This window comes from Collinsella sp. AM40-7AC (assembly GCF_003468125.1).
GTDB classification, from domain to species: Bacteria; Actinomycetota; Coriobacteriia; order Coriobacteriales; family Coriobacteriaceae; genus Collinsella; species Collinsella aerofaciens_O.
On record NZ_QSGK01000004.1, the window covers coordinates 208,025 to 221,756 of the forward strand.

The window sequence follows — 13,732 nt, forward strand, 5'->3', positions numbered from 1 at the left end:
TTATCTGGTGAAACAGTAAAGGCCTCGGCTCGTTTGGTGCGAGCCGAGGCCTTTTGCGTTGGGCGGTTGCTGTCGGTGGTGAACTAGAAGAGGAAGCCGATGGCGATGAGGGTGATACTGACGATGAGCACGGCGATGTCCAGGCCCTTGATGGGGTAGCGCTTGTACGAGCTGGCGCGCGTGCGCAGATAGAAGCCGCGCTGTTCTGCCGCCAAGGCTGTGGCATCGGTCTTGCCCACGCTCGAGATGAGCAGTGGCACGCACAGTGGCAGCATGAGCTTAAGCTTCTTGATGGGGTTCTTGGTGTCGTACTCGACGCCGCGTGCGGTCTGCGCCTCCATGATGGCGTTCATCTCCTGACCAAACACCGGCACAAAGCGCAGCGCCGTGGTAAAGGTGAAGGCATAGCGATACGGTACGTGCAGCACCTCGACGCAGGCGTTGGCAAGGTCGTTGAGCTTGGTCACCATGAGCATGAGGATGAGTGGTAACGCCACACCCAGTAGGCGCAGACAGGCCTTCGATCCTGTGATGAGGCCCGTGTCGGTGATAAAGCCCCACACCACGTTGCCATCGCGCATAAAGGCCAGCTGGAGCACCAGCATGATAAGCGCGAGCGGAATCAGCAACTTGAGCAGCGAGAACAGACGGTTGACGACGCCGGCATAGGCACCCAGTACAAGGGTGAGCGCCAAAAAGCCCAACAGCGCCACGTAGGTGTCGGACAAGAAGATGCCGACGATGATGGCGGCGGCGAGGCCCAGTTTGACGACGGGGTTCAGGCGATGCAGTAGCGTATCGCCCGGCATGTAGTCGATGACGTTAACCACGGTGGACCATCTCCTTGGTAATTCGAACGACATCGGTGACCTCACTCACCTGCGCAAAAGCGGGCGAAACGGAAGATGCCAGACGGCGCGAGAGTTCAATAACCTGGGGAGGCTCCACGTAGGCACGCCGCATGAGATCGATGTTCGAGAATAGTTCGTGCGTGCGGCCGCGGTCGAGGATGCGACCGTCGGCCATTACCACAATGCGCTCGGCAAAATCCGAGACGACTTCCATATCGTGGCAGACCATGATAACGGCGCAACCGCGCTCGGCCATGGTGCGCACCGTTTCCATGACGGTCATGCACTCGCGGTAATCAAGGCCGCTCGTGGGCTCGTCGAGCACGACGATCTTGGGCTCTACGACCACGACAGAGGCGAGTGCCACCATTTGGCGCTGACCGCGCGAAAGCGAGAAGGGTGCCTCATCGGCAGGCAGGCCAAAGCGGTCGATGACGAGCTGGGCGCGACGCAGTGCCTCGGCACGGTCGATGCCGGCAAGCTCCAGGCCAAAAGCGACCTCGTCGAGTACGGTGTCCTTGCAGATCTGGCGGTCGGGGTTTTGGAAGAGGGTTGCGACTTCGCGGGCGATGCGGCTCGTGGGAACGGCTGCGGTATCCAGTCCCGTGACGCGCACGCTGCCCGAGGCGGGCTTAAGCAGGCCTGTGAGCAGCTTGGTGAGCGTGGTCTTGCCGGCACCGTTCTGGCCGACGATGCCCACGAGCTCGCCGGGATAGAGGGTCAGGTTGAGGTCGTGTACGGCGGCGCCGCCATTGGGATAGGCAAACTCAACATGATCGAAGGTGAGCACGGGCTCGGCGTCCTTGGCGTGCGGGCGCAACGACGGTGCGTGCGGTGAGCCGGCGGGTGCCTGGGTGCCGTTTGTCGCACGGTCGGGATCCGCGATCCCCGCGATCAGTTGCTCGGCCTCCTCGACATTCAGGCAGGGGGTGCCGCTTACCAGACCATCGGCCTCGAGGCTATTGAAGATACGCGTGACGCGAGGGCAGTCGACGCCGATGGCACGGAGCTCGTCGGTATGTGCGAAGACCTCGTGTGGCTCGCCCTGCAGTGCGATTTCGCCATGGTTGAGCACGAGCACGCGGCTGCAGTACTCCGAGAGCAGGGCGACCTTTTGCTCAACGACGACAATGGTGATTCCAAGTGCGCGGTTTGCCTCACGTAGCGTCTCGAAGACCAACGTGGAGCTGGCGGGGTCGAGTGCCGCGGTGGGCTCGTCGAGAACCAAGACGCGCGGACGCATGGCGAGGATGGCGGCGATGGCTACCTTTTGCTTCTGTCCGCCCGAGAGGGTGGCGATCTCGCGGTCGCGCAGGTCGCTGATGCCGACGGTCTCGAGCGTTTCGCTCACGCGCTGCTCGATCTGGTCGTGGGGAACACCAAAGTTCTCCAGGCCAAAAAGCATCTCGTCCTCGACGACCGAGGCGACCATCTGCGTGTCGATATCCTGCAGCACACTGCCGACGATTTGCGATACGTCGGTCAGCGAGACCTCGCAGGTGTCGCGGCCGTCAACCATGACGGACCCAAAGAACGTGCCGGTGTAGTGGTGGGGCACAGCACCCGACAGACAGGCGGCAAGCGTGGACTTGCCGGCGCCCGAGGGCCCGATGATGCCGATGAAATCTCCCTTGTTCACGCTGAGCGAGATGTGGCTTAGCGCCTGCTCGGTCTGCGTGCCATAGGAGAACGAGACATCGTCGACGTTGATGATCGTTTCCATGGATACCTTTCATAGTCATTGGGGACAGTCTTAAATGACCAGTTGTTTAAGAACGTCCCCAAAAGCTAGTCGTTTGGGACAGTCTTTGTTGGTGGAGTGCGGAGACGGCTTTACGAGGGGCCCCAGGTTGGCGCGAAAGAGGGGCGAAGCGTACTTGGGTACGCGAGTGACGAATGAACGCCAAGATGGGGTGGCTCGTAAAGCCGAGCGGGTTAATTGAGCCTAAGGGCCTTCTGGATGGGCAAGTAGAGGGCGCCGACCAGAATGGCGTTAAAGACGGCGGTCATGGCGACGACGGGCAGCATGGCGGCGGCGAGCTCGCCGACCACGCCGAGCATGGCCATCTTGATGACCATGAAGATGGCGCCGGAGACAAAGGTGGTCAGGAAGGTTGCAACAATGGCGATGGCGGTCTTGACCTGACCGTTCTTGCCGGCGGCATTGACGATGCCGGCCATGAGCATGGCGGCGATGCCCTCGGCGGCAAAATCGACGAACGGCGAAGTGGTGGTGATCTGGATCACGGCAGCCGAGATGAGGCCAATGACGAGCGCCTGGCCGATGTTGGGGCGAACGACCAGGATGGTGAGGCAGAAGGCCGAGATGATGAACTCGGGGCTGATCATGCCGCCCGAGATGCCCGAGATGGCCTTGCCGACGGTGAAGTTGAGGATGAAGCCTGCAGCGAGCAGGATGGCGAGCAGGACGAGAGCGCGGACGTCGAGTTTGCCGCGGTCGGCGGTCTGGACGGTGCGGGGCTGAGTGGCGGTGGTGTTCTGAGACATGGTGAAAATCCTTTCTGAAGGGAAGCGCAAGGGAAAAGCGGAGGCGCGTGATGCGAATGCGATCGGGCTCGAGATAGAAAAAGGCCCCCGGTCGAAACCGGAGGCCTTCCAATCACCTAGAGCGCAAAAACAGGCGTGAGGGACTCACTGTCGACCGATCGTATTCGCATCACGCCACCACCAGTTGTTGAGAGACTTCATCGTGTTCTTCATGTTGGTGGCTCCTTTCGTGATGCCGTGGCACGGTCGCACCTAGTTGCTGTTGCGCTGCACTATAGCACAGCGAAGTGCGTGCGGGGAAATCTTTTTTAAAAAGATTTCAGGCGGGTTTCCCACCGGTCAAATGAGCGGGCTGAGCGGGCGAGGCTGCCATTGCTGCCTTGCCCGCTCAGCTAGGACGTTACTCCTTATTGCGACGGTAGAGGAAGTAACCGCCCGCGGAGATGACGGCAACGCCAGCGATGGCGAATGCAGCCACCACGCGGCCATCAAAACGATCACCGGTGGTGGGCAGGCCGCCCTTGGTGTTCGCCTTGTTGGTGGTTACCGTGGTCGTGGTGTCCGACTTGCCAGGCTTCTCGGGCTTGGTGGTGGGCTGCTCGGGCTTAGCGGGCTGCTCGGGGGTACCGGGCTGCTCAGGAGTACCAGGCTGCTCGGGAGTGCCAGGCTGATCCGGGGTTACCGGGTCGGTGGCAAGAGCGTCCTTGGCGTAGGTGATGGACACCTTGAGGCCGTTGGTCTCGGTGTTCAGGTCGCTCGGGGTGAAGGGCGTGCTGAAATCCTCAGCCTTCAGATAAGCGCGCATCTCCTGGAGCAGGGCCTTGCACTTGACGTAGGTGTTCTCAGTGGCAGCCTTGCCGGCCTTGTTTGCCAGGGCGGTGCGGCCCTCAGTGGTGGTCTCGGCCTGCATAGCAGCATCGACCTCAAGGTTCTGTTCGATGAGCTCGTTCTGGAGAGCGTCGAGGTAGGCGCGAACGCCGGTGCCGAGCTGCTCGCGGTGCTCGTAGCAGAGGGAACTAATGTCCATGAGGACGTAGTTGATGGAGTTCTCGGGCTCCTCGTTGTTCACGATGTCCGTCTCTTCGCAGTGATCGTAGGAGACATCCTGATTGCTGAAGAAGGGGCTGACCTCGGTGAGCAGTGCAGAGTACAGAGGAATAGCGACGGAGTAGGCGGCGCGGGAGAGCATCTCCCACTGAATGGTCGCGATCTCGGGGTCCATGCCCTGACGGATCTGGAAGAGGTTGGTCTCGGTGCTTCTTTCGGTGCCGATGGCGTAGACACCGTCGGTGTTGGCGTTGAGGCCGGGGACATTTTCGCCGCGGTTGCCAAATGCACGGATCATCTCAAAGGTGTTCCAGTCGGACTTGCCGGGCTGGAAGAACAGGGGCTGGATCTCGCTGACCATGGCTCCGATTTGGTCGGGGCCTTTTTTCGGTTTAACCGTGACGATGTCGTAATCCGCACCCTTGGTCAACGGGGCCATGAAGTAATCGCGGCCCTGGACATAGCGAGTCCACTGATGAACGCCGGAATCGGCGACGCTTTTGCCATAGGTCTTGGCAACGTCGAACTTGCCGTCGGTGTACTCGGCGAAGCCATTTTTCTCGGGCATGGTCTGGATGCCCTCGGAGTGGAGGCAGTTCTCGGCGTCATCAAGGTTGACATCGTAATTGAGTCCGCCGATGTTGGGGTTGAGTGAGGCGACGTCATCGGCGAGCTTCATGGCGATCCACTGGTGGCCGGAAAGTGCGGCAAACAGCCAAGTCTCGTTGCTGTCGGCGATGATAATCTGATCGTTGCCGTTGGCGCCCTGCTCGTCGATGATCTTGCCGAGGAGCTCGACACCCTCACGTGCTTTGGCACTTTCGCCTAAGATAACGCTGCCGTAGCTATACTCGCCAATGCCAGTGTCGGTCAGGGGGTCTGCCTTGGCGGCTTTATCGTTCATGTTGGTGGTCAGCGTTGCGGAGCAGGACACGCCCTTCTCATTGATGCCTGCCTCAGAGTAGGCATCATAGCGCCCGTGCCACTGCGAAGGATGATCGCGCACGTAGCTATAACGATATGTAGTCTTGGTCGACCTGTATGAGAAGTCGGACTCGTCTGAGCCGTAGGTATACCCGGGGGCATGCGACGGCTCAATGCCAAAGTGCTTGAGGTAGCGCGGGCCAAAGTCCTCGGCGCGGCCGTAGTACGTGTTGCCGTCGGCTGTTAAATCTTTGCCCATGTACATCTGCGTGCAGGCGAGCGCAGATGTCGGCATGGACATGATGGTTGCAGCTCCAAAGGCGAGGCCTATGCCTAGCTTCTTGAGCGCGTTGACGGGGTGAGTTTTCCTCATTTTCCCTCCCAGCGTGCGAAAGCCCTCTGTCGCCAGAGGGCTTCAGCCAATAAAGACACCCCATTAGCGTAACGAACTGGAAACAATATTCATCTATGAAAGAAACTTACTCGATAAGCGTAATGAAATATGCGATGAGCGGTTAATTATACTCGGTTTGTAGCTTTACTTAAATAAAGGCACCCTGCAATTACTGTACCTGAATAAAGCATCTTGCACGGGGCGCAAAGAAAATCCACCGCTGTTTGGCAAATGCATAAACAGCAGGGGAGACGATAATTGGATGAATATCATACCAATGTGGAATTACTTCTTCCGGCGGTGGATCACGTTGATCGCATAGCCGACGAGCATGGCCAAAACGATGATGATAAAGCCGAGCAGGGGATTGTCGTTCATAGGGTCCTCCTATTTTCCGAGCGGGGAGAATTCGTCGACGATGAGGTCGAGGCATTGCGGAAGCGCGCGGGCTCCAAAGACGCCCGAATTGCTGGAGATAATCTCGCCATCGAACTGCATGCCCAACGACGGCGTGCAGGTGATCTTGGCTTCCTTGGTCTGGATGATCTTGAACTGCGGGCGCCCGAGTACCTTACCGGCGGGGTCAAGCGCAGCGGTGATCACAGTAGGCAACAGCTGCACGGTGCGCACGGGTTCGATGACCGCAATGTCGACCATGCCATCGTTCATGCGGCAGTCGGGGAACAGGTTGATGTCGTTTTGGATGACCGAGGTATTGCCCGCCATGCAGCAGATGCCGTCGAGCTCCTCGACAATGCCGTCGTGCTCAATCGTAAAGTGCGCCACCGTGGGGTTGGGCGTGGCGAGCGCAGAGAGGAAGTAGGCGATCTCGCCGATGTCGTTTTTGGTGGGAGCGGCCTTCATCATGATTTCGGCGTCGAAGCCCGAGCCGGCGATGATGATAAAGCCGTGGCGCTTCTCGTTGCCGTCCTCGTCGAGCCAAAAGAGCTCGCCCATGTCTACTTTGACCGTGCGACCGGCGCGGCAAGCCTTGGCAAGCGCCGCTGCCTCGGGGGCATTACCGATGTTGTTAAAGAACAAGCAGGCTGTGCCGGAGGGGAAGACGAGCGTGGGGACACCGCATCCGCGCATCTGATCGAGCACGTTGGAGACGGTGCCGTCGCCGCCCGAAACGACCACGCGGTCAAACTCGCGCACGTCTGCCACGGCGTCCTCGGGCTCCATGCCATCGCCGATAAAGCGCATCACGACCTCGTCGCCGCCCTGCGCGAGGGCGTGCGTGAATGCGTAGATTTCATCTGAGCTGGGGCCCGATGCCGGGTTGTGGATGATAAGGCAGCGCATACTTACGTTCCCGTTCTGTGACTAACCGAGTATAGTTGTAAGGCAATGCCGATATCCTACCCGTGTTTTTCGGGCCTAACCTTATTCGATGGGTTGATATGTACATTTCCACACATCAGGCTCTACTCGACTTTTGCCAGCGCGCCCGTGAGTTCGACGCGATTGCCGTCGATACCGAGTTTTTGCGCGAGCGCACGTTCCATCCGCGCCTGTGCCTGGTTCAGATTGCCACCCCTGCCGAGAGCGTCGCGGTCGATCCCCTGGTGATTGACGACCTATCGCCGCTGGCCGAGCTTATGGCCGACGAGAGCGTGACTAAGGTCTTTCACGCCTGCTCGCAGGATATGGAGGTTATGCTCCATACCGTGGGCGTGCTGCCACGACCGATTTTCGATACGCAGGTTGCCGCCGCCTTTTTGGGCGAGCGCCAGCAGATTTCGTATGGCGCGCTTGTTCAGACGTTTTGCGGCGTCTCGCTGCCCAAGACCGAGTCGCTGACCGACTGGTCGCGTCGCCCGCTGACCGATAAGCAGATTGAGTACGCGATTGATGACGTCAAGTACTTGATCGTCGCCTATACCGAGATGATGAGTCGCCTGCGCGAGCTGGGCCGTGTGGACTGGGTGCTCGACGAGCTACGCCCGCTGGCTGACGAGTCGCACTATCGCGCCGACCGTCACGAGGCATTCCGCAAGGTCAAGCGCATCAACTCGTGTAGCCGCCACCAGCTGGGCATCGCGCGCGAGCTCGCCGCCTGGCGCGAGGACCGCGCCGAGCGCCGTAACATCCCGCGCAAGTGGGTCATGTCCGACGACACGCTGCTTGCGCTCGTCAAGCGCAATCCCGTGCGCGTTGAGGAGTTCCGCAGCATCCGCGGCACCGATCAGCTGGGGGAGCGCGACGTGGACGGTGCGCTCATGGCTATCAAGCGCGGCGCAAGCTGCCCGCACGATCGCCTGCCGCTCATGGTGCGCGGGCATCGCCAGATCTCTCCGGAGTTGGAGAGCGTGACGGACCTGATGTACGCGCTCATCCGCCTGGTTGCCGAGCGCTCGGGCGTGGCGACCTCGGTCATTGCCTCGCGCGATGACCTGGCCGACTATATTGAGCATCCCGAGCAGAGCCCCCTGCGCGAAGGCTGGCGTTTTGAGCTTGTGGGCTCGCGCCTGGACGATCTGCTCTCGGGCAATATGGGGCTGACGGTGAAGGACGGCAAAATCGAGCTTCTATAGTCATATAGTTACGCGGTTTTACCAAACCGCGTAACAGCTCGACGCTGCAAACGGCCGAGAGCGGCAATCTGACGTTCAATCGTCGCTCGCGTACCAAAGTACGCGACGCTTCTCTTTCACGTCACCTTGCTCGCTCTCGACCGTTTTCGCTGACATTGCCAAAACATCGATGTTGATTTGCTGGTCAGTCGAGTGGGTAGAATGCCTCCAACGTGTAACTCGATTCGGAGGAATTCGCATGCCCTATTACTATGGATATGGCTTTGGCATCGACCCGCTGTACCTGCTGGTTGTTCTTGTTTGTACAGTGCTCGGTCTTGCCGCGCAGAGCTATATCAACTCGACGTACAAAACCTGGTCCAAGGTTCGCTCGGACGGCGACACGGGCGCTGCGGTCGCGCGCCGCATGCTCGACGCCAACGGCTGCAATGCCGTGGGTATCAAGGGCGTCGCTGGTGAGCTCACCGACCACTACAACCCGCAGGATAACAACCTGTACCTCTCGGACGCCAACCGTTCGGGCGGCTCGGTTGCAAGCGTTGCTGTCGCTTGTCACGAGGCAGGCCATGCCGCGCAGCGTCAAAGTGGCTATGCCATGATGAAGGTGCGCACCGCTTTGGTTCCCGTCGTCAACTTTACCCAGAACACTTGGACCATCGTGCTGCTCATGGGCCTGTTCATGAACATTGCGGGGCTCACGACCCTCGCGCTGGTTTTCTTCTCGTTTAGCGTGCTGTTCCAGCTGGTTACGCTGCCGGTCGAGATTGACGCCAGTCGCCGCGCCGTGGCGTACATCGAGAAGTCGGGCATGAGTTCCAAGCAGGTCAACGGTGCCAAGAAGGTGCTGACGGCAGCCGCGCTCACCTACGTGGCTGCGGCGCTCACCTCGATTATTCAGCTGCTCTATCTTATGGCTCGCTACAACAGAAACTCCAACCGATAACAAATTGGGTCGCTGGGCGCCGCGGGGATTTGTGTCCCCGCGGCGCTGTACTATGTGTTGGACTTGAATTTGCGCAGGGCCGGAGCCCTTGTGCACGATGACGAAAGGAGGCTGCGTGGCAGGCTGGAATCTGACCGGCAATGCCGTTTCCGCCGAGTTCGACGGTTCGGACGAGCAGGAGCGTAAGGAACTCAGCGTGAGCCAGGCGGTAGAGATCGCCGCCGGTGCGCTCGATGCCATTCCGCAGCTGAGCGTTCTGGGCGAGGTCACGGGCTTCCGTGGCCCCAATGCCCGAAGCGGCCACTGCTACTTCCAGATTAAGGACGACTCGGCCGCCGTCGACTGCATCATCTGGAAGGGCGCCTATCTCAAGCGTACCTTCGATCTACGTGACGGCATGCAGGTGAGCTTTAAGGGCAGCTTCAATCTCTATAAGGCCACGGGCCGCATGAGCTTTGTCGCTCGCTCGTTTTCGCTGGCGGGGGAGGGTCTGCTGCGTCAACAGGTGGCGCAGTTGGCCGAAAAGCTACGTCGCGAGGGACTGATGGACGAGTCCCGCAAACGCCGCATTCCGGTGTTTTGCTCACGCGTGGCGGTCGTCACCTCGCTTTCCGGTGCGGTAATCGACGACGTCAAGCGTACGCTGCGCCGTCGCAACCCGCTCGTCGAGCTTGTCTGCGTGGGCGCCAAGGTCCAAGGCGAGGGTGCGCCGGCCGAGCTCATTGAGGGCTTGCGCCGCGCCGCTTCCATTACGCCGGCGCCCGACTGTATTTTGCTGGTGCGCGGCGGCGGCTCCTTTGAGGACCTCATGACCTTTAATGACGAGGAGCTTGCCCGCGCGGTGGCGGCTTGTCCTGTGCCCGTGGTGACCGGCATTGGCCATGAGCCCGACACCTCGATTTGCGACATGGTGAGCGACCGACGCGCCTCCACGCCCACGGCGGCGGCAGAATCGGTGGCGCCGGCTATGACGGAGTTGGCCGATGTGCTCGAGGCGCGCCATCAGCGTCTGGGTGCCGCGATGGCATCGATGATTGGGTCGGCCCAGGTCGACCTGGAGATGCTCGATCAGCGCGGTCGCCGTGCCTGGGATACCTATACGGCTCGCTTGGGTGATGCGCTCGATGCCGCTGCGTGTCGCCCGTGCCTCAACGACCCCACATTTATGGTCGAGCGTCGCGAATCGGAGCTTGCACTGACTGCCGATCGCCTGTCGGGCGCCATAGTACGCTCAGTCGGGGTCTTCCGCTCCAACTTCGAGCGTCTGCCCGAGCGTCTGGTTGCAAGCACCTCAGGGCTCGACGGCAAACGCCATGCGCTCACGCTTACGAGTTCCCGTCTGGAGCATCAGGGGCGCACGATGCTCAGCAAACCAGCGTCCGACCTGGGCCGTGCAGCGGCTTCGCTCGATGCCCTGTCGCCGCTTAAGGTACTTGCCCGCGGCTATTCCATCGCGTACAGCGACGATGGTGTGGCTATAAGTGCCCAGACCTTTAAGCCGGGCGACGCCATCCGCGTGCGCATGGCGGACGGTAACGTGTCGGCAACCGTCAACGCGGTCGAGTAGACCGCGTTTCGCAGTGATAGACCCTTAGGAAAGGAAACAGATATGGCAGAGAAGACCCCGGTAGAGCAGCTTACGTACAAGCAGGCCTCGCAGGAGCTGGAGCTCATCATCCGCAGCCTGGAGTCGGGCGATATGGAGCTCGAGGAGTCGCTCGAGAGCTACACCCGCGGCGTCGAGCTCCTCAAGAGCCTGCGCACCCGCCTGTCCGATGCCGAGCAGAAGGTCTCGGTGCTCCTTAAGGACGTCGACGGCAACGACGTGCTCGCCGACGGCGAAGCCGCCAACACGGACGACAACCTCTCGTTCTAAGCATCTCGACCAAATATAATTACCTTGGTCTGTGAGAAAGGAACCAGCTATGTGTGATTGCATCTTCTGTAAAATTGCCAACCACGAGATCCCCTCGACCGTTGTCTATGAGGACGACCAGGTCATCGCCTTCGATGACCTCAACCCCCAGGCGCCGGTCCACACGCTCGTGATCCCCAAGAAGCACTACAGCGACATCGCCGACAACGTGCCTGCCGAGACCATGGGCGCCATGGCTCACGCCATCCAAGAGGTCGCCAAGGCCAAGGGTCTGGAGGACGGTTTCCGCGTCATCTCCAACAAGGGCGTCAACGCCGGCCAGACCGTCATGCACTTCCACATGCACGTCCTCGGCGGCAAAAACCTGGGCGAGAACCTCATCTGAGGGCGCTTGGTCCGTCGACTTGGCTGCCTTTGGAGTAATCTATGCAGCTTTCTCAACTCGAATACCTTCAAGCGGTGGCGAACTATGGCGGCGTGCGCAAAGCAGCTCGCGCCGTTCATGTGAGTCCGCAGGCCGTTTCGTCGGCAATCAAAAAGTTGGAATCTGAGTATCAGATTGTTTTGCTTGACCGATCGGCGGGGGAGGCTGTTTTGTCTCCGGCGGGCAGAGAATTTGCGCGTCGTGCACGCGTGATCCTGGCACAAGTCGACGATCTCAAAAAGTACGCTCAATCGAGGGGCGACGGCGTTTCGCCCGATGGCCACTTTCGTCTTTACGCCCCCTGCCTTCATGGGCGGGGGCGCCTTTTTGCCGAAAGCTGGTATGACTCGTTTGAACGCTCGCACCCTCAGATTCACCTTGATGTGTGGCATCAGCCAACGGCTACATGCTTTGAATCACTTGTGCTTGGCATTTCGGATGCGGCTATCTCATTCGAGGAACCACGGGACAGCGTCCTTTCTTCAAAATATTTGGGTGAAAAGGAGCTCAAGGTTCTTTCATGCCCAGCGGGTCATCAATCTGTGGGCGCCATGACCATTCGCGAGTTACTGGGCGGCAGGCTCGCTGTTCCCATTAATTTGTCACCCTGTCTCAATGCAATCAATCAATGTCCCGAAGCCCAGCTCGTCAATTTTCGCTTCCGTGATGTTGAATACGGAAGCAGGGCTCAGACTGAGTTTCTTCAAGCCGGGGGATTGATATTGAGTTTGTCTGGGTCCTCTCTCGCATCGGATGGGTCAGAAGTGAGTGAGTGCTCCATTGAAGGTTCGCGTGATGTAACCTTGCCCATCTACTTTTGCTATCGGCAAAATTCCTGGACTGATCGACACCAGACGGTTTTTCTGCACCTATTGCGTCATCTTGCTTCGTGAGATTAATTGGCTTCGAGGCATCAAGTGATTATTGACGCCTTGTAACACATAGCTGACAGCTTTGCCCTCATGCTTTTCCAAGATTCCGATTTAGATTGCTGACTCTTGGAGGGCGGAGCATGAAAAACCGTACGGTTTTGCTTTATATGACGTTCGTTTTTCTGTCGAACTTCAGCACCATCTTGTATTTTCTAACTGTCTACCTTGAGTTCGTCGGACTTTCGATGGTATCGATTTCTAGCATGATGATTGCATATCAAGTGAGCAAGTTCATCCTTGAAGTTCCCACTGGCTATATTGCTGATAGGTTTGGACGAAAGACAAGCGGTCTCGTTGGCGTCGTGGGGATGCTTGGATACTACGCCGCCCTGCTTCTCGTCCGTTCTCCCCTGCTTTTAGTCGGTGCGTTCGCTCTCAAAGGTTTTGCCGTTGCGTGTGTGAGCGGATCCATCGAAGCGATTTACATTGACAGCGTCTCTCAGGACCAGCTCGTAAGACTTAATGTCGTTGAGCGATTTGTTTTCTATGCCTCTTGTGCCATCTCCGCTTGCGTGGGCGGTTTCATTTCGTCCGTCGGTGCATATCTCATTGGTCTTTCGGCAGATATCATCGCAATGGTGTTGACGTTGGTTGTCGTTGTCTGCATTCCTGAGATGCGAAGAGGGGGCATTGCGACGACACCTGAACATGGGATTAGCCCGAAGATGATCGGTGCCGCTATTGCGGGTAATGGCATTCTTCGTTCAGCGTTCATCATGGACTGTTCTCAGGCATTTGCTTTTGTCGCCCTGGAAGACTTTTTCTCACTGCTGCTTGCGGGTCGCGGAATGAATGCCGTCGCTTCGGGTGTCACCATTGCGGTCCAGCTCCTTGCCTCGGCCTCCATGGGACTTATTGTGCCCTGCGCGATTGCTCATGTCGACAAGGGCCGCTTTGCGCGTATTTGCGGCATCGTGCGCCTTTTCCTGACAGCTTTGTTTTTGATTCCCCTTACTCCGGCTAATTTGCTGCCCGTGTTCTATGTGCTGCAGACGGTTGCGTACTCGTTATTTGCTCCAATTAAATACTCAATTTTTCAAAAAGTAGCCGATTCTTCGATGCGCTGTTCACTGATTTCGGTTCAAAGCCAGATGGTGGCGGTGGGCGCCATCCTTTTCTATCTGTTCAATGCTGTGTTGAGCAGCATCGCGGGCATTCGAGTCATATTGCTTGTCGCACTCGGAACCTCTTCTTTGGTGTATATCCCCGCGCTCTTTCGTCTTACAAGCCAAAGGACATGAGTATTTGGGCACCGATAACTTATATATCAACGCAATAAACCCGAGCGCGAGGGCG

Annotated in this window: 12 protein-coding genes; 7 read left to right on the plus strand and 5 right to left on the minus strand. The window is 58.8% G+C overall.

The window, feature by feature from the left end; all coding sequences use genetic code 11:
* Positions 1 to 83 precede the first annotated feature (83 nt).
* From DW892_RS05185 to DW892_RS05205, 5 genes are all read right to left on the minus strand, one after another.
* Positions 84 to 830, minus strand: a complete 747-nt coding sequence (locus DW892_RS05185; RefSeq protein ID WP_117766157.1) for an energy-coupling factor transporter transmembrane protein EcfT — start codon at positions 828 to 830, stop codon at positions 84 to 86.
* The gene (locus DW892_RS05190) at positions 823 to 2,574 is read right to left on the minus strand and encodes an ABC transporter ATP-binding protein (RefSeq protein WP_117766159.1); all 1,752 of its coding nucleotides are present in this window, start codon (positions 2,572 to 2,574) and stop codon (positions 823 to 825) included. The genes DW892_RS05185 and DW892_RS05190 overlap by 8 nt, the downstream gene beginning before the upstream one ends.
* Before the next feature lie 212 nt (positions 2,575 to 2,786).
* On the minus strand, positions 2,787 to 3,359 hold the full coding sequence (locus tag DW892_RS05195) for a hypothetical protein (protein ID WP_117766161.1): 573 nt from the start codon (positions 3,357 to 3,359) through the stop codon (positions 2,787 to 2,789).
* A 400-nt stretch (positions 3,360 to 3,759) separates the two neighbouring features.
* Positions 3,760 to 5,703: a C69 family dipeptidase gene (locus tag DW892_RS05200; protein WP_117766163.1), complete on the minus strand. Its 1,944-nt coding sequence runs from the start codon at positions 5,701 to 5,703 to the stop codon at positions 3,760 to 3,762.
* Between the two features lie 408 nt (positions 5,704 to 6,111).
* On the minus strand, positions 6,112 to 7,029 hold the full coding sequence (locus DW892_RS05205; RefSeq protein ID WP_117766165.1) for a diacylglycerol kinase family protein: 918 nt from the start codon (positions 7,027 to 7,029) through the stop codon (positions 6,112 to 6,114).
* A gap of 98 nt (positions 7,030 to 7,127) precedes the next feature.
* On the opposite strand from DW892_RS05205, the gene rnd reads away from it, so the two are divergent.
* From rnd to DW892_RS05240, 7 genes are all read left to right on the plus strand, one after another.
* Positions 7,128 to 8,261 (plus strand): ribonuclease D, encoded by a 1,134-nt coding sequence (gene rnd / locus DW892_RS05210; RefSeq protein WP_006234315.1) that lies wholly within the window; start codon positions 7,128 to 7,130, stop codon positions 8,259 to 8,261.
* Positions 8,262 to 8,499: 238 nt separating this feature from the next.
* On the plus strand, positions 8,500 to 9,204 hold the full coding sequence (locus DW892_RS05215) for a zinc metallopeptidase (RefSeq protein WP_117766167.1): 705 nt from the start codon (positions 8,500 to 8,502) through the stop codon (positions 9,202 to 9,204).
* Positions 9,205 to 9,319: 115 nt separating this feature from the next.
* On the plus strand, positions 9,320 to 10,771 hold the full coding sequence (gene xseA, locus DW892_RS05220) for an exodeoxyribonuclease VII large subunit (RefSeq protein ID WP_369831985.1): 1,452 nt from the start codon (positions 9,320 to 9,322) through the stop codon (positions 10,769 to 10,771).
* A gap of 42 nt (positions 10,772 to 10,813) precedes the next feature.
* A complete protein-coding gene (xseB, locus tag DW892_RS05225) occupies positions 10,814 to 11,080 on the plus strand; it encodes an exodeoxyribonuclease VII small subunit (RefSeq protein WP_006234311.1) in 267 nt (88 codons plus the stop codon).
* Between the two features lie 49 nt (positions 11,081 to 11,129).
* Positions 11,130 to 11,465, plus strand: a complete 336-nt coding sequence (locus DW892_RS05230; RefSeq protein WP_035137921.1) for a histidine triad nucleotide-binding protein — start codon at positions 11,130 to 11,132, stop codon at positions 11,463 to 11,465.
* Between the two features lie 41 nt (positions 11,466 to 11,506).
* Positions 11,507 to 12,397 (plus strand): LysR family transcriptional regulator, encoded by an 891-nt coding sequence (locus DW892_RS05235; protein ID WP_117766169.1) that lies wholly within the window; start codon positions 11,507 to 11,509, stop codon positions 12,395 to 12,397.
* 119 nt (positions 12,398 to 12,516) lie between these two features.
* Positions 12,517 to 13,677 carry an MFS transporter gene (locus tag DW892_RS05240; protein WP_117766170.1) on the plus strand — a complete coding sequence of 387 codons (1,161 nt, stop codon included), beginning with the start codon at positions 12,517 to 12,519 and terminating at the stop codon, positions 13,675 to 13,677.
* Positions 13,678 to 13,732 lie beyond the last annotated feature (55 nt).